Source organism: Paramagnetospirillum magnetotacticum MS-1 (genome assembly GCF_000829825.1).
GTDB lineage: Bacteria > Pseudomonadota > Alphaproteobacteria > Rhodospirillales > Magnetospirillaceae > Phaeospirillum > Phaeospirillum magnetotacticum.
Genome location: NZ_JXSL01000030.1, coordinates 1,271,222 through 1,286,783, shown reverse-complemented (window position 1 = coordinate 1,286,783; position 15,562 = coordinate 1,271,222). Strand labels below are relative to the sequence as shown.

Here is a 15,562-nt window from a genome sequence, read left to right as displayed (position 1 = left end):
AGCCGCGTTTTTAAGGTGGCGGAGCCCCGCCGTCAAGCGCGGAATCCGATTCGATCCAATTCCTTATGGACTCTACCTCACCCAACGCCCGAGATAGTTCTGAATCAGCTGGGCCATTTGCTGGTCGATATCCTTGGCCAGGCTTTCGCTGATGTCGTAGAGGACGCGGTCGCGCTCGTTCAGGGTCAGGCCCTCGGCCACGGTGCGCGAACGGGTGGCCCGCGCCATGGTCTCGCCCTGGACCATGCCGCGCTGGTCGAGAATCTGCAGCGCCACATCCAAGGCGGCGTCGTAGCGCAGTTCCTGTTCCTTCTTGAAGGCGCCAGACAGGCCCTTGTCGATGGCAAGAGGCACCTCCACCACCTTGGCGTCCTTGATGATCACGCGAGCCGTTCCGATGCGGCCCACCGGCTTCAGGCGGTCCTGGGCCCAGCGCTGGGCGGCGCCCTCGGGCGAGACGGGCATCAGATGCTCGATATTGGGGCTGCGGCCGGTGGCCACGAATTCCGAGACGATCTCCAACTGGCCGACATCAAGCTGGAAGGGCCGCAGATTGGCGAAGCTGATTTCAGGCAGCTTCTGCATGGGCGGCTTGGTGTTTTGGCAGGCGCTGGCCGTAAGGGCGGCGACCAGGGCCGCCACCAGGCGGAAATGCCGTGCGATCATCGGAGAAAATCCTCTTGGCTGGCAAACATCTGGGCTCAATATCGGTGCGGTATACCGGGCCGTCAAGCCGACTGCAACTCGGTCAACCGGAAGACATGGTCGGTACGGCAAAATTCGCACGTCACCACGATCTGCCCCTCCGGGTCGGCCACCGAGGCCAGTTCGGTGACGGGAAGCGACCGAAGCGTCGCCTCCACGCGATCACGGGAACAGCGGCAACGGGCCCGCATGGCCTTGGCCTCGAAGACCTGAAGCTGTTCGGCGTGGTACAGGCGGTACAGCAACTGGTCCGGGGACAGGGCGGAATCGACCAGTTCATCGCCCTTGACGCTGGCCAGCAGGATCTCGGCACGGCGCCAGGTTTCCTCGGCCTCCTCGGCTACCAGAATGGGGGCACTGCCGCTGCCTGCGGGCATGCGCTGGATCATCAGAGCGCTGGCCGCCCAGCCCTGTCCCCCGGATGGCGGGCGGATGGCGGCCTCGATGGCGGTGTCCAACTGCTCCGACTGCTTGAAATAGGCCCGCGCGCAGTCTTCGAGAGTAGGACCTTCCAACTCGACAATGCCCTGGTAACGGTCGGTGTCGGGGCCCTGATCCACGGTGAAGGCCAGATAGCCCTTGCCCAGCAGCGCAGGCACCGAGGCCCGCGACGCCACGGGCACCTGATCCAGGCGGGCGGCGTCGAAACGGGCATGGGCACGCACGTCGCCGCCACTGGTCACGTCGGCCACCAGCAGCGAGACCGGGCCGTTGCCCTGGGCCTGCAAGGTGAAGATACCGTCGAACTTCATGGAGGTGGCCAGCACGGCGGCCAGCGCCATGGTTTCGGCCAGCAGGGCGGCCACCGGCACCGGATAGGCGTGCTGGTCGCCTAAAATGGTGTCCAGCGCGCCCTCAAGCCGGGCCAGACGGCCGCGCACCGCGCCGCCCATCACCGAGAAGGGCAGGACGGAATCGGTCAAGCCAGGCACCAGGTCAGAATTCCCTTCTGGACATGCATGCGGTTTTCCGCCTCGTCCCACACCACCGACTGGTGCCCGTCCATGATGGCATCGGTCACTTCCTCTCCGCGATGGGCGGGCAGGCAGTGCATGAACAGGGCGTCGGGCGAGGCCTTGGCCATCAGCGCCTCGTTGACCTGATAGGGTTCCAGCAATTCGTGGCGATTGTCGTCCTGGCAGCCCATGGATACCCAGGTATCGGTCAGCACCAGATGGGCGCCCGCCACCGCCTCGGCCGGATGGGTGGTCAGAACCACGCTGGTGCCCCTGGCCCGCGCCCAGTCCACCGCCTTACGCGACGGCATCAGACTCTCGGGGCAGGCCAGCCGGATCTCGCAGCCGAAGTGACCGGCGGCATGTATCCAACTGGCGGCCACGTTGTTGCCGTCACCCACCCAGGCCACCACCTTGCCCTTCAAGGAACCGCGATGCTCCTCGAAGGTCATGACGTCGGCCATAACCTGGCAGGGATGGGATTCGTCGGTCAGGCCGTTGATCACCGGCACGTCGGCGTATTTGGCCAGCTCGGTCATCTTTTCCGGCAGATTGGTGCGGATCATCACCACATCGACGAAGCGCGAGAGTACGCGGGCGGTATCGGCGATGGTCTCGCCCCGGCCCAGTTGAGTGTCGCCCGCCGCCAGCATGATGACGTCGCCGCCCAGCTGCTTCATGCCCACCTCGAAGGAGACGCGGGTGCGGGTCGAGGGCTTCTCGAAGATCATGGCCAGCATCTTGCCCGCCAGGGGCGCCTTGGGTCCCTTGCCCTGCTTGTAGGCCAGCCCGAGATCCAGGATATGGCGCAGCGTCGCCGTATCGAATTCATTCAGGTCGAGGAAGTGGCGCCGCGCGCCCGTTGCGTTGACAGAGTTCATTTCACCTCGCCGAAGGTGCGGGCCAGGATGCCCACCGCTTCGTCCACTTGGGCGTCATTGATGATCAAGGGCGGCAACAGCCGCACCATATTGTCTCCGGCCCCCACACTCAGCAGGCCGTTGGCGGCCAGACGGGCCACCATGTCGGTATTGGGCATGCGGGGCTTGAAACCCAGCATCAGGCCTAAGCCGCGCACCTCCTCGATCACGTCAGGGAAGCGCGACGCGGCCTCTTCAACGCCAGTGCGCAGCTTTTGCGCCACGGCCCGGACGTGGTCCAGGAAGCCCGGCTCGGCCATGATGGTCATGACCTCGTCGGCCACCGCCATGGCCAGGGGATTGCCGCCGAAGGTGGAGCCGTGAGTGCCGGGCACCATGCCCGAGGCCGCCTTGGCCGTCGCCAGGCAGGCGCCCACCGGAAAGCCGCCGCCCAACCCCTTGGCCAGACCCATGATATCGGGAGCGATCCCCGCCTGTTCATGGGCGAACAAGGTGCCGGTGCGTCCCATTCCGGTCTGCACCTCGTCGAAAATCAGCAGCAGGCCGAACTCGTCGGCGGTGGCGCGCAGGCGCCGCAGATAGTCGGGATCGCCGGGAACGATGCCGCCCTCGCCCTGAACGGGCTCCACCAGGATGGCGGCACTCTCTTCGGTGATGGCGGCCCGCAACGCGTTGAGATTGCCGAAGGGCACATGGTCGAAACCATCCACCGCCGGGGCGAATCCTTCCAGATGCTTCTTCTGACCGCCCGCCGCCACGGTGGCCAGCGTCCGGCCGTGAAAGGCGCCCTCGGCGCAGATGATGCGGGTGCGCTGGGGGTTGCCAGCGGCGAAGTGATAGCGCCGGGCCATTTTGATGCAGCATTCCAGCGCCTCGGCGCCGGAATTGCAAAAGAACACCGTGTCGGCGAAGCTCTGCCCCACAAGCTTGGCGGCGACACTTTCCTGGCCCGGGACCCGGTAGAGATTGGAGGTGTGCCAGACCTTGGCGGCCTGCCCGGCCAGGGCCTTGACCAGACGCGGATGGCAATGCCCCAGGGCGTTGACCGCCACGCCAGATGCGAAATCCAGAAAGCGGCGACCATCCATGGTGAACAGATAAGCGCCCTCGCCCCGCTCGAAAGCGAGGTCGGAACGCGCATAGGTCGGCATCACCACTGGTATCACAAACGCTCTCCCGAGAATGCCTGGCGGTCTCGCGAATGCGAGCGAAAAGGCCAGTGCGCTCATGGAAAGCGGCAGAATATCGGTTGAAAACCCTCGAATGTCAACCCGCGAGCGGGTTTTCTCAGCTTCTGAGCTTGTAGCCACTGTCCAGCATGCGCCAGGTGATGAGCAGCAAGACCAGATCGGCCATGGCCATGGCCATCACGCCGAGAGCCACCGATCCGTCGCTCACTCCGATGAATCCGGCCCTGAACCCGTCAATCATATAGAAGAAGGGATTGGCCAGGGCCACCGTGTGAAAGGCCGGGGGCAGGCGGTCGATGGAGTAGAAGGTGCCCGACAGGAAGGACAGCGGCGTCACGATGAAATTGGTGACGGCGGCCATGTGATCGAACTTGTCGGCCCAGATGCCGCCCATCATGCCCAGCAGCGACAGCATCAGCGAACCCATTACCGCGTGATAGACGATCAGTGCGGGATTGTGCACCGGCATGGGGACGAACAGGGCCATGGCGAGTCCCACGGCGATGCCAACCGCCAGCCCGCGCGCCACACCGCCCAGGGCCACGGCGGCGGTCTGTTCGGCCCCCGTGAGCGGCGGCATCAGCATATCGACGATATTGCCCTGGACCTTGGCGATGATGATGGAGGACGAGGTATTGGCGAAGGCGTTCTGGACGATGGCCATCATGATCAGGCCGGGGGCCAGGAACTGGACGAAGGGCACGCCCTTGACCTGGGCCGCCACGGGCCCCAAAGCCAGGGCGAAGACCGAGAGGAACAGCAAGGTGGTGACCACGGGCGCGATGATGGTCTGGAAATAGACCTTGAGAAAGCGCCGCACCTCCTTCATCAGAAGGGTCCAGGCGCCCAGCCAGTTGACCCGGCCATAAGAGCGGGGGACGGGCGGCAGGATGCTTTGATCGTCTCTCATGCTACACTTGCTTTCCATGACCGACCCCATTTCCGAGACATCAAGGCGCCCCCCGCCCAAGATCACGCCAGCATACATCGAGAATGCAGCGCTGCATTATCTCGAACGCTATTCCTCGTCCAGGGCCAATCTTCGCCGGGTTCTCATGCGGAAAGTCGATCGCTCCCTGGCCCATTGGGGCGGCGAGAGGGACGAGGCCATGTCCTTGGTCGAAGCGGTGATCGGAAAACTGGCCGGTCTCGGCTATCTCGACGACGCGGCCTATGCCGAAATCAAGGTCCGCGGTTTACGGCGCAAGGGTGCCAGCACACGCCTGATTTGCGCCACCCTGGCCGCCAAAGGCGTCGAAGCCGAGACCACCGCCGCCGCCCTGTCCGAGCAGGATGGCGACGCCGAGATGAATGCCGCCCTTACCCTGGCGCGACGCCGCCGGATCGGCCCGTTCCGCGCCCAAGACAAGCGCGCAGAGTTCCGCGCCAAGGACCTTGCCACATTGGGCCGCGCGGGATTCTCATGGGAGATCGCCCGCGCGGTGGTGGAATCCGATCCCGAAATCGGCGGCTAGAGCATGATGCAATCACATTGAATCATGCTCCTGAGCCCGAGCGGCGTTTAAGCCCGGAAAAAACGGAGCTTTTTCCGCCTCAGGCCTAGCTAGACCGTTCGCGTATGAACGCGAAACGGTCTAGACCGCCACCATGCCGACCCCGAGTTTCTTCAGCCTCCGGCTCTCCTCGATCAGCATCAGGGACAGAATCGTCACATAGGGGGCCAGGGCGTCCACCCGTTCCGGAGTGAAGTATTCCGGTTCGGAAGAATTGGCGAACAGGAATCCGACCAGTAACTCCTCGTGACGTATGGGAAAGGTAAGGCTGGACCGGATGCCGCTCTTGATGAGTTCGGCGGAATGGTCGCGGGCGCCGTCGTAGACGTCGACCACGTCATCGACCCGGCGATACGAGCGTGCTTTGGCCAACTGCACCAGGGACGGCACCTGGCGTAACGGGATGGCCATGCTCTTCACGTTGAGGGAGGCGTTGTTGGAAAAGGCCAGGGTTCGGACCATGCCCGACACACCGTCATGCAGGGCCAGCGAGACCCGGCATATGGCCGCGCATTGGGGCAGAGCTTTCAGGTGGGAATGGACGAGGGCAATCCGGCTTCCCAGGCTCCCGGTCATCTCCACCACATCGAAAACTGGAAACATGGCCGTCCTCCCTGGCAAACCGGCCCTTCCGGCAATCGGATACTTCTAAGATAGGCACCACGCCCGCGCCCAACAACATTGGAGACGCGCGAAAGGCGCGTCTTATCCAGGAACGACCCTCTGGGCCTGGGGCGAGCTCATATGGATACCCGCCGCGTCGAAGCGCTGTTTCAGGCGGCGGTGGAATTCGCGGATCAAGGTGACGCGGTCGCCCGGCGTGGTCTTGATGCGGACTCTCAAGACCACCGAGGCGGAATCGAAGCGTTCGATGCCCTGCACCTCCACCGGATCAATCATCATGGCCCCCCAGACGGCCTCGCCGCGCATTTCGGCGCCGAGAGCGATGATCACCTCGGCCGCCTTGTCGGTATCCACCTCATAGGCCACCGGTACGTCCATGGCGGCGTAATTGAAGCCCCGGCTGGAATTGATCACCGTGGAGACGGCGCCGAACGGCACGGTGTGCAGCGCGCCGTTGCCGTCCCTGATCTTGATGGCGCGGATGGAGATGGCCTCCACAGTGCCCACATGCTCGCCCACCTTGACGGCATCGCCGACGGCGATGGTGTCTTCGAACAGAACGAAGGCGCCGGTGATGATGTCCTGGACCAGCTTTTGCGACCCGAAACCGATGGCGATGCCCAACACACCGGCCCCGGCCAGCAACGGGGCGATATTGACGCCTAGTTCCGACAGCACGATCAGCCCCACCGACACCACCAGAAGGAAGAACGCGGCATTGCGTACCAGGGGCAGCAAGGTGCGCACCCGGCCCGAGCGCTGCAACTGGTTGCCGTCAGAATCGGTGGCCGACAGATAGCGTTCGATGGCGGCGCGCAGGATCTCCCAGATCACCACGGCCAGGGCCAGGACCAGGATGATGTTGATCAGGCCCGAAAGGATGCGGCGGCCCCATTCCGAACCCACCACCGCCAGAGCGTCGTAAATTCCCAGCGACTGGATGATCACCAGTCCCACGGCGGCGCCCAGGCCGAACAGCAGGATGCGGCGCAGCCAGGCGAGGCGGTGACGGATGCGGTTGCGCTGTTCGTCGGAAAGCTTGCGCCCGGCGAAGCGGTGCCAAGCCCCTCGGGACAGGCGGTCGGCGCCGAACGCCACGAAAAGGGTGAGAACGACGATGACCGCCGTATGCCCCCACTGGTCGCGGCCCGAATGATCGGCCAGCTTCTGCACCACCACATCGGCGGCCTTGTCGCCGATGGCGTTGATCTGGCCGGGCAATTCGGGACTGGCAGCAACGGACGGCGGCGGCGGAGCTGTAACGGGCGGCGGTGCCGCAGTCTGGGCCAGGACGCCCCCATTCAGACTGATCAGCAACAACACGGTGGCGAGCAGGCGCCCCAAGACGCCATTATGGGCAACAGCACTCATCGTCTTTAACCGCTTTCGAAGGGTCGAGGCATGTCCGATCAGGTCACCATCTATCACAACCCGCGCTGCGGCAAGTCGCGCGATACGCTGAAGCTGATCGAGGACAAGGGGATCAGCCCGAAAATCGTGGAATACCTGAAGGAACCGCCCTCGGCCGCCGAACTCGCCCGCATCCTTGGCTTGCTGGGCAAGCGTCCCGCCGAGATCCTGCGCAAGAAGGAGGCCGCCGAGGCGGGCATCGATCCGGCCAAACTGGACGATTCGGCCCTGATCCAGGCCATGGTCGCCAACCCCATCGTCATCGAACGCCCCATCGTGGTGGCGGATGCCAAGGCGGCGCTGGGCCGTCCTCCGGAAAGCGTGCTGGCGATTCTGTAAGAGCGGCCTTCACCGAAACGCAACCCTCCGCCCCTTGGCGGACAGGTTGGAATCGGTATAGATTGCCGAAACGGGCCGTCTCCTCCTCGTCAGGGAAGACAGGCTTTGGGCGAGGGAGCCGGCCGTTTCCCCGGATGGCTCCCTCGCCTTTTATTTTTCAGCCTCAGGCCTGGGGGAAAAACTGGTCAGCCCGAGCGCCCTTGAACTATGAAGAATCGGAAGATTTTTCATATGGCATCTTGCTCTAGAATCGAATGCCCAGGGACGCGGAAATCCGTTCGTTCATATCGCTGTCACCATACAAACGCCCCATGATCGACCCCTCGGACACCCAGGCATGGCTGGCAATTTCGCCATCCAGTCGCAGGAAGATTCCCGCGATCTCGTCCTTTCCCAGGAAGTCGTACTGATAGCCAGCCCGGAGCCGCGACCCGAAATAGGAAATGCCGCGGGGGTAGAGATTGATGGAGCTGTTGGTCACGCGCACGTCATTGTCGATGCCGATATCGATGCCCGCCCCGAAATAAGCAGACCACTGCTGCCCCTTCCCCGAAAATTCGGCGTCCAGCATCATACCTCGGCTCCGGAACGTCGTATCGAACAGATAGTAGCGCCACCCTGCTCCGCATGTGTTGCAGACGAAGTAGTCGGCACCGGCATGTCCATTGACGGTCGGACGGCGGTACTTTGTGTCGAAATATCCGATGCGGAAGGAGGCATCAGTGCCGTCCGTCTTCTTCGGTACGCTCCCCGCCAGGAGATCGACGGATGCACGCACCGACTCGAAATTGGTTCGAAATGACATGGCCTGGCCGGGATTGAGCGCCGTGACCCCTCCCGTGAGTATATTTCCCTGTTGTGTCGCCCCCGCTCCAATGATGGCGATATTGCTGTGGGCCTGCGCCAAACCGAAGAAGTGCTGGAATTGATAGGACGGCTTGAAGGAGCCGATGGTCCGGAACAGATAGGGGCCGAAACCGGACTTAGCGGGCCCGAACAGCCAGTCAGCCGCAAGCCCCATATGCTTGGTCATTTCCAGGGCGACATTGAATTGCTCCATGCCTGTCGGCGACGACGTCCCGCCAGCGCGCATGAGCTCTCTTTGCCGCGACGTGCCGTCGAAAGGAGCGCGATAGCTTGCCGATAGAATGGGAGCCCCGTCCATAAGGCCGAAGCTGGCGCTCAGGCTGTACCCTTTGAAACCGGTGGTGTCGTAGTCGACGATTCTTATGCCACTCGCATTGGGCTGCCAAAAATTGGCTTCGGCTCCGGCGTCGAGTTTCAGGAACGGCCCCCAAAGACTCTGCAGAGACTTGAAGGGGGCGCAGCCATCCTTCGTCTGCCCCGAGGCATTGCTGGCGACGACATCGGACGCGATCTGGGCGGCGCAGTCCTTGGCGGTATTTCGCACCTTATCGGCGGACGGCTTGGTGTGGAATCCTCCGCCACCATCCTCACCGAATTTCCACTGACGAGGCTCTGGTGGCGTCGTGTATCGATCCAGCTTATCAACCGCGCCCTCAGCCAAAGCCGACGAAATACCCGTGATAAGGGCAACAGCAAAGACAGCAACCCCTCGGCAATAACTCATGACCCCCCCGAATTCCAGCCACTTAAGGCTATGCGCAATTGCGCATTCAATACCGTTGGGGATCATTTCATGGTTTTTAACTCGTTACGAGTCAAAATATAACGACATATTGCGCCTTTTACGTGCTTTCGATTGTTCCCCCTATGCAGCGGAAGCCGAGGAGATGCAGGTCAGTGCCTGTCGGCCAAAACGCATTCGTAAAGAAAATGGCGAAATTCGTAAAGAAAATGGCGAAAAAAGAGCGCGCGAGACAAAACCGTCCCGCGCGCCCTTTTACCCAACCTTTCCGCCTTACGCCGCCTTGGGCGAGGCGTCCAGCAGGGCGACGATGTCGCCCATGATGGCGGTGATGTCGTAATCCTTGGGCGTATAGATGCGGGCGCAGCCGGCGGCCAGCAGCACCTTCTCGTCCTCGGGCGGAATGATGCCGCCCGCCACCACCGGAATATCACCCAGACCCGCCGCCTTCATGCGCTCGAGAACTTCGGTGACCAGCGGCACATGGCTGCCCGACAGGATGCTTAGCCCCACCACATGGACGCCCTCTTCCAGGGCGGCGTTAACGATCTGGGCGGGGGTGAGGCGGATACCCTCATAGACCACTTCCATCCCGGCGTCGCGGGCGCGCACGGCGATCTGTTCGGCGCCGTTGGAATGGCCGTCCAGACCGGGCTTGCCCACCAGGATCTTGACCCGGCGGCCCAGCTTGGCGGAGACCGCCTCCACACGCTGGCGCACGGCGCCCATCTTCTCGCCCTTGATCTCGGCGGCAGCCCGCGCCACGCCGGTGGGGGCGCGGTACTCACCGAACACATCGCGCAAGGCCTGGGCCCACTCGCCGGTGGTGACGCCCGCATGGGCGCAGGCGATGGAGGGCTCCATCACATTGCGCCCCTCTTGCGCGGCCGAACGCAGATCGGCCATGGCGGCAGCGACGGCCTTGGCGTCGCGCGACGCGCGGAAGGCCGCCAAGCGCTCGATCTGCTCGGCCTCGGCCTTGGGATCGACGGTCATGATGGATCCCTCGCCGGTGGTGAGCGGGCTGGGCTCGGTCTCGGTCCACTTGTTGACGCCGACCACGATCTGCTCGCCCGATTCGATGGCGCCGATACGCCGTGCATTGGATTCCACCAGCTTCTGCTTCATGTAGCTGGATTCCACCGCCGAGACGGCGCCACCCATGGCGTCGATGCGGGCCAATTCCTCGCGGGCGCCTTCCTTGAGGGATTCGACCTTACGGGTGATCTCGTGCGAGCCGTCGAAGATGTCGCCGAATTCCAGCAGATCGGACTCGTAGGCCATGATCTGCTGCAGGCGCAGCGACCATTGCTGGTCCCAGGGACGCGGCAGGCCCAAGGCCTCGTTCCAGGCGGGAAGCTGCACGGCGCGGGCCCGCGCGTTCTTGGACAGAACCACGGCCAGCATTTCCATGACGATGCGGTAGACGTTGTTCTCGGGCTGCTGCTCGGTCAGGCCCAGCGAATTGACCTGGACGCCATAGCGGAAGCGCCGGGCCTTCTCGTCCTTGACGCCATAGCGGTTGACGCAGATCTCGTCCCACAATTCGGTGAAGGCGCGCATCTTGCACAATTCGGTGACGAAGCGGATGCCGGCATTGACGAAGAAGCTGATGCGGCTGACCACCTGCTCGAAATCGGCCGCCGGAACGGTGGGGCGCACGGTGTCGAGCACGGCGATGGCGGTGGCCAGGGCATAGGCCAGTTCCTGCTCCGGCGTGGCACCGGCTTCCTGCAGATGGTAGGAGCAGACATTCATGGGGTTCCACTTGGGAACCTCGCGATAGGTAAACGCGATGACGTCGCTGGTCAGCTTCAAGCTGGGCTGCGGCGCGAAGATATAGGTGCCGCGCGACAGATATTCCTTGATCACGTCGTTCTGGGTGGTGCCGTTCAGGACCGAACGATGGGCGCCTTGGCGTTCCGCCGCCGCGATATACAAGGACAAAAGCCAGGCCGCCGGAGCGTTGATGGTCATGGAGGTATTCATCTTTTCGAGCGGGATCCCCTCGAAAAGCGTCATCATGTCGCCAATATGACAGACGGGAACGCCCACCTTGCCCACTTCGCCCTTGGCCAGGGCATGGTCGCTGTCATAGCCGGTCTGGGTCGGCAGATCGAAGGCGATGGACAGGCCGGTCTGACCCTTGGTCAGATTGGTACGGTACAGTTTGTTGGATTCGGCCGCCGAGGAATGGCCCGAATAGGTGCGGAACAGCCAGGGCTTCTCACGCGACGGGGTGGCGGCTTCGCGGGCGGTCTTGTCGGTCATCGGGCGCTCCAGACTGAATCCATTCAAAAAAATGCAACTTTGCCAGGGCTTAGGGGTGGTCTGCGACCTAAAATTTCCCATTTCCCCAACTTCGCGAAACAAACTATCATTTTGTGCATTGCGAAGAAAGCGACAAAACGCTAAAAGGCGGTGTACCGAGCGCCGAGGCTGGCCGCGTCGGGGAAGTGTCGTCCAGTGGGTCAAGGAGTTCTAGGATGAGCGAGCAGGTGGTCAAGGATCTCTACGAGCTGGGTGAGATTCCGCCGATCGGACATGTGCCGAAGCAGATGTACGCCTGGGCGATCCGGCGCGAGCGCCATGGCAATCCCGACTCCGCCATGCAGGTGGAGGTGGTCGATACCCCCGATATCGATCCCCATGAAGTGCTGATCATGGTGATGGCGGCGGGCGTCAACTACAACGGCGTCTGGGCCTGTCTGGGCAAGCCCATCTCGCCCTTCGACTATCACAAGGCCGATTATCACATCGCCGGTTCCGACGCTTCGGGCATCATCTACAAGGTGGGCTCCAAGGTGAAGCGCTGGAAGGTCGGCGACGAGGTGGTGGTTCACTGCAACCAGACCGACGGCGACGACGAAGAGTGCAATGGCGGCGACCCCATGAACTCCGCCACCCAGCGCATCTGGGGCTATGAGACCCCCGACGGCTCCTTCGCCCAGTTCGCCCGCGTCCAGGCGCAGCAGGTCATGGCGCGCCCCAAGCACCTGACCTGGGAAGAGAGCGCCTGTTACACCCTGACGCTGGCCACCGCCTATCGCATGCTGTTCGGCCATCGTCCGCATGTGCTGCGTCCCGGCCACAACGTCCTGGTCTGGGGCGCCGCTGGCGGCCTGGGCTCCATGGCCATCCAGCTGGTGGCCGTGTCGGGCGGCAACGCCATCGGCGTGGTGTCCGAGGAGGACAAGCGTGAATTCGTCCTCGGCCTGGGCGCCAAGGGCGTCATCAACCGCAAGGACTTCGACTGCTGGGGCCAGCTGCCCGACGTGGACGGCGATCCCAAGGTCTTCAGCGACTACATGAAGAAGACCCGCGAGTTCGGCAAGGCCATCTGGGACATCACCGGCAAGGGCAACGACGTCGATTTCGTGTTCGAGCATCCCGGCGAATCCACCTTCCCGGTGTCGTGCAACGTGGTCAAGCGCGGCGGCATGGTCGTGTTCTGCGCCGGCACCACCGGCTATAACCTGACCTTCGACGCCCGCTTCGTGTGGATGCGCCAGAAGCGCATCCAGGGCAGCCACTTCGCCAACCTGCTGCAGGCCTCCCAGGCCAACCAGCTGGTTATCGAACGCCGCATCGATCCGTGCATGTCCGAGGTCTATGCCTGGAACGACATCCCGCATGCCCACATGCAGATGCTGAAGAACCTGCACAAACCCGGCAACATGGCGGTGCTGGTCCAGGCCCACAAGCCCGGCCGCTACACTGTCGAGGACTGCATCGAGGGTTAATCCTTGAGTGAAAACCCTCTCCCGGCACCGGGAGAGGGTTTTTTTCTTATTCAATCGCCTTGAGGACGCCGCCATGACCGCCATCCTGATCACCGATCTGATCCCCACCTGCGAAGCCGCACTCGCGGTTCTCGACAAGCTGCGGCTGACCGCCAAGGCCAATGTCACCGCCATGGTCAGCAAGGATGGCAAGGTCAACGGCGCCCTGTTCGACGCCAACCAGACCGCCGCCCACGGCTATGCCTGGCTGGCCACCTATGTGGCGGCGCTGCAGCAGATGCTGGGCTGGGCCAAGCGTCTTGACGCCGAGGGCAAGCTGGGCGAGCTGGAGACCCTGATGCTGCAGGCGGCCTTCGGCGAATACACCGCCCAGATCTTCGGCGGCATCCCCATGAGCCAGGGCGAGATGGTGCGCCCCGGCGATCTGGGCCTGGATTCCAAGGCGGTCCACGAATTCGCCACCACCGCCACCTCCACGCTCCGCCGTCAGGGCTGTACGGCGGCCGTGCGCGACCGCATCGCCGAACTGATCAAGGACGGCCACCATTTCGGCGAGCCGGGCCTGGAAGACGAGACCCTGATCCTCATCCGCGACCAGTTCCGCAGCTTCGCCGAGAACGAGGTCATCCCCCACGCCCATGAATGGCACCTCAAGGACGAGCTGATCCCCATCGAGGTGGTCGATCATGTGGCCGAGATGGGCGTGTTCGGTCTGACGCTCCCTGAGGAATACGGCGGGCTGGGCCTGGGCAAGATGTCCATGTGCGTGGTGACGGAAGAACTGTCGCGCGGCTATATCGGCGTGGGCTCGCTCGGCACCCGTTCCGAGATCGCTGGCGAGCTGATCCGTTTGGGCGGCACCGAAGAGCAGAAGCAGGAATGGCTGCCCAAGATCGCCTCGGGCGAGATTCTGCCCACCGCCGTGTTCACCGAGCCCAATACCGGCTCTGACCTGGGGTCCTTGCGCACCCGCGCCGTGAAACAGGGCGACGAATACGTGGTGACCGGCAACAAGACCTGGATCACCCACGCGGCGCGCACCGATGTGATGACCCTCCTGGTCCGCACCAATCCCGACACCAAGGATTGGAAGGGCCTGTCCATGATGATCGCGCCCAAGCCGCGCGGCACCGAAGCCAATCCCTTCCCCGCCGAAGGCATGACCGGCGGCGAGATCAAGGTTCTCGGCTATCGTGGCATGAAGGAATACGAGCTGGGCTTCGACGGCTTCAAGGTCCCCGCCGCCAACCTGCTGGGCGGCGTCGAGGGCCAGGGCTTCAAGCAACTGATGGAGACCTTCGAATCGGCCCGTATCCAGACCGCGGCCCGCGCCGTGGGCGTGGCCCAGTGCGCCATGGAAGTGGGCCTGAAATACGCCAATGAACGCGTCCAGTTCGGTAAGCCCATCTACCAGTTCCCCCGCGTCGGCGGCAAGATCGCCTGGATGGCGGTGGAAACCATGATCGCCCGCCAGCTCACCTATTTCTCGGCGCGCGAGAAGGACGAGGGCCACCGCTGCGACATCGAGGCTGGCATGGCCAAGCTGCTGGCGGCCCGCGTCGCCTGGGCCAATGCCGACAACGCGCTGCAGGTCCATGGCGGCAACGGCTATGCCGAGGAATACCCCATCTCGCGCATCCTGTGCGACGCCCGCATCCTCAACATCTTCGAGGGTGCCGCCGAGATCCAGGCCCAGGTCATCGCGCGCGGCCTGCTGTCGGGTGCGCGGGACTAGCGGTTGCCGAGCCGCCTTCATTTTGCCGTCACCCCCGGGCTTGTCCCGGGGGTCCATGGATGGCCGGGTCAAGCCCGGCCATGACGGCCGATGGTATGGAGCACCCGTGCTCCGCCCAGCAATTTGTTGATCTATGGTGACGAATCGCATATCAGCCTGGGCAAGTGATTGGTCTTACCTCTTCTGGAGAGCCGCCCTTGGCCGGACATTTCCGCCACCGCTTGCTGGCGTTGAAGGACGCCGAGCAGGCGTTGCGCCTCGAATTGCTGCAATCGGGCGAGCCAGTGGGCGGCTACCCCCTCGGCTTGCGCCAACTGCATGAAGCCAATGCCCGCGAACTGGAACTGATCGTCGACGACGAGGGCTGGCCCACCGTCGATGCCGCCGCCGCCGACGGGGCCGAAGCCGCCTGGCTGGTGGCCATGCATGCCGTCTCGCGCCCCAGCTTCATGCGCCGCTGTCTTGGTCTCTTGAAATCCGCCGCCAACCGCGACGAAGTGCCCAAGCGCCACGCCGCCATGCTGGAGGACCGCATCCGGGCGCTCGAAGGCCGCCCGCAGAAATACGGCACCCAATTGGATTGGCAAGGCGGCCGCCTCTCGCCGCTCCCCATCGAGGACGAAGCCGAGGTTGATGCCCGCCGCGCCGCCGTGGGCCTCTCGCCTTTGGCCGAAACCATCGCCACGGCCCGCGCCGCCGCCCAATCCGACGGCGCGCCTCCCCCTGAGGAATGGGAGGCGTCCAGTTCGGTCCTGGAAGCCTTGGCCCGTGAAGTGGGCTGGCGGACGTAACGCCAACCCACGATGACAGCCGCTCGAGACATTCAGGACCTTGGCTTGAGGGGGCGAGGGACCAC

14 protein-coding genes are annotated in these 15,562 nt (G+C 63.6%); 5 read left to right on the top strand and 9 right to left on the bottom strand.

Annotated elements, in window-relative coordinates; all coding sequences use genetic code 11:
* Positions 1-72 precede the first annotated feature (72 nt).
* The 5 genes from CCC_RS18580 to CCC_RS18560 form a co-directional block, all read right to left on the bottom strand.
* On the bottom strand, positions 73-666 hold the full coding sequence (locus CCC_RS18580) for a hypothetical protein (RefSeq protein WP_009870856.1): 594 nt from the start codon (positions 664-666) through the stop codon (positions 73-75).
* 62 nt (positions 667-728) lie between these two features.
* Positions 729-1,628 (bottom strand): Hsp33 family molecular chaperone HslO, encoded by a 900-nt coding sequence (hslO, locus tag CCC_RS18575; protein WP_009870857.1) that lies wholly within the window; start codon positions 1,626-1,628, stop codon positions 729-731.
* Positions 1,625-2,542, bottom strand: coding sequence for an ornithine carbamoyltransferase (gene argF / locus CCC_RS18570; protein ID WP_009870858.1), 918 nt, complete (start codon positions 2,540-2,542; stop codon positions 1,625-1,627). The genes hslO and argF overlap by 4 nt, the downstream gene beginning before the upstream one ends.
* Positions 2,539-3,693, bottom strand: coding sequence for an aspartate aminotransferase family protein (locus tag CCC_RS18565; protein WP_082036670.1), 1,155 nt, complete (start codon positions 3,691-3,693; stop codon positions 2,539-2,541). Before CCC_RS18565 ends, argF begins: the two co-directional genes overlap by 4 nt.
* 136 nt (positions 3,694-3,829) lie before the next feature.
* Positions 3,830-4,642: an ABC transporter permease gene (locus CCC_RS18560; RefSeq protein WP_041042627.1), complete on the bottom strand. Its 813-nt coding sequence runs from the start codon at positions 4,640-4,642 to the stop codon at positions 3,830-3,832.
* Between CCC_RS18560 and CCC_RS18555 the strand changes: the two genes are divergently transcribed.
* Positions 4,641-5,207, top strand: a complete 567-nt coding sequence (locus CCC_RS18555; protein ID WP_236686410.1) for a regulatory protein RecX — start codon at positions 4,641-4,643, stop codon at positions 5,205-5,207. The two genes, CCC_RS18560 and CCC_RS18555, sit on opposite strands and share 2 nt — an antisense overlap.
* A 120-nt stretch (positions 5,208-5,327) precedes the next feature.
* On the opposite strand, the gene CCC_RS18550 is transcribed toward CCC_RS18555, so the two are convergent.
* Together CCC_RS18550 and CCC_RS18545 are read right to left on the bottom strand one after the other, a co-directional pair.
* Complete coding sequence (locus tag CCC_RS18550; RefSeq protein ID WP_041042297.1) at positions 5,328-5,849, bottom strand: GAF domain-containing protein; 522 nt, start codon at positions 5,847-5,849, stop codon at positions 5,328-5,330.
* A gap of 102 nt (positions 5,850-5,951) precedes the next feature.
* Positions 5,952-7,241 carry a mechanosensitive ion channel family protein gene (locus tag CCC_RS18545; protein WP_041042295.1) on the bottom strand — a complete coding sequence of 430 codons (1,290 nt, stop codon included), beginning with the start codon at positions 7,239-7,241 and terminating at the stop codon, positions 5,952-5,954.
* Positions 7,242-7,271: 30 nt separating this feature from the next.
* On the opposite strand from CCC_RS18545, the gene arsC reads away from it, so the two are divergent.
* Positions 7,272-7,619, top strand: a complete 348-nt coding sequence (gene arsC / locus CCC_RS18540) for an arsenate reductase (glutaredoxin) (RefSeq protein WP_009870864.1) — start codon at positions 7,272-7,274, stop codon at positions 7,617-7,619.
* Positions 7,620-7,863: 244 nt separating this feature from the next.
* On the opposite strand, the gene CCC_RS18535 is transcribed toward arsC, so the two are convergent.
* Both CCC_RS18535 and CCC_RS18530 read right to left on the bottom strand, forming a co-directional pair.
* Positions 7,864-9,276, bottom strand: coding sequence for a hypothetical protein (locus CCC_RS18535; protein ID WP_041042293.1), 1,413 nt, complete (start codon positions 9,274-9,276; stop codon positions 7,864-7,866).
* 225 nt (positions 9,277-9,501) lie between these two features.
* Positions 9,502-11,499 carry a protein meaA gene (locus tag CCC_RS18530; protein ID WP_041042291.1) on the bottom strand — a complete coding sequence of 666 codons (1,998 nt, stop codon included), beginning with the start codon at positions 11,497-11,499 and terminating at the stop codon, positions 9,502-9,504.
* A 215-nt stretch (positions 11,500-11,714) separates the two neighbouring features.
* Here CCC_RS18530 and ccrA point away from each other — a divergent pair, with 215 nt between their 5' ends.
* The 3 genes from ccrA to CCC_RS18515 all read left to right on the top strand — a co-directional run bounded on the left by ccrA (position 11,715) and on the right by CCC_RS18515 (position 15,497).
* Complete coding sequence (gene ccrA / locus CCC_RS18525; RefSeq protein WP_009869541.1) at positions 11,715-12,971, top strand: crotonyl-CoA carboxylase/reductase; 1,257 nt, start codon at positions 11,715-11,717, stop codon at positions 12,969-12,971.
* 73 nt (positions 12,972-13,044) lie between these two features.
* Complete coding sequence (locus CCC_RS18520; protein WP_009869542.1) at positions 13,045-14,706, top strand: acyl-CoA dehydrogenase family protein; 1,662 nt, start codon at positions 13,045-13,047, stop codon at positions 14,704-14,706.
* A 197-nt stretch (positions 14,707-14,903) separates the two neighbouring features.
* A complete protein-coding gene (locus CCC_RS18515; RefSeq protein ID WP_041042289.1) occupies positions 14,904-15,497 on the top strand; it encodes a DUF6624 domain-containing protein in 594 nt (197 codons plus the stop codon).
* The last annotated feature ends 65 nt before the right edge of the window (positions 15,498-15,562 follow it).

Excerpts from the sequence above, each read along its gene's own strand:
- CCC_RS18530 (WP_041042291.1), bottom strand. The coding sequence starts at position 11,499 with ATGACCGACAAGACCGCCCGCGAAGCCGCCACCCCGTCGCGTGAGAAG.
- CCC_RS18545 (WP_041042295.1), bottom strand. The coding sequence starts at position 7,241 with ATGAGTGCTGTTGCCCATAATGGCGTCTTGGGGCGCCTGCTCGCCACC.
- CCC_RS18580 (WP_009870856.1), bottom strand. The coding sequence starts at position 666 with ATGATCGCACGGCATTTCCGCCTGGTGGCGGCCCTGGTCGCCGCCCTT.
- arsC (WP_009870864.1), top strand. The coding sequence starts at position 7,272 with ATGTCCGATCAGGTCACCATCTATCACAACCCGCGCTGCGGCAAGTCG.
- ccrA (WP_009869541.1), top strand. The coding sequence starts at position 11,715 with ATGAGCGAGCAGGTGGTCAAGGATCTCTACGAGCTGGGTGAGATTCCG.
- argF (WP_009870858.1), bottom strand. The coding sequence starts at position 2,542 with ATGAACTCTGTCAACGCAACGGGCGCGCGGCGCCACTTCCTCGACCTG.
- CCC_RS18535 (WP_041042293.1), bottom strand. The coding sequence starts at position 9,276 with ATGATCCCCAACGGTATTGAATGCGCAATTGCGCATAGCCTTAAGTGG.
- CCC_RS18560 (WP_041042627.1), bottom strand. The coding sequence starts at position 4,642 with ATGAGAGACGATCAAAGCATCCTGCCGCCCGTCCCCCGCTCTTATGGC.
- CCC_RS18550 (WP_041042297.1), bottom strand. The coding sequence starts at position 5,849 with ATGTTTCCAGTTTTCGATGTGGTGGAGATGACCGGGAGCCTGGGAAGC.
- CCC_RS18520 (WP_009869542.1), top strand. The coding sequence starts at position 13,045 with ATGACCGCCATCCTGATCACCGATCTGATCCCCACCTGCGAAGCCGCA.
- CCC_RS18565 (WP_082036670.1), bottom strand. The coding sequence starts at position 3,693 with ATGCCGACCTATGCGCGTTCCGACCTCGCTTTCGAGCGGGGCGAGGGC.
- CCC_RS18555 (WP_236686410.1), top strand. The coding sequence starts at position 4,641 with ATGCTACACTTGCTTTCCATGACCGACCCCATTTCCGAGACATCAAGG.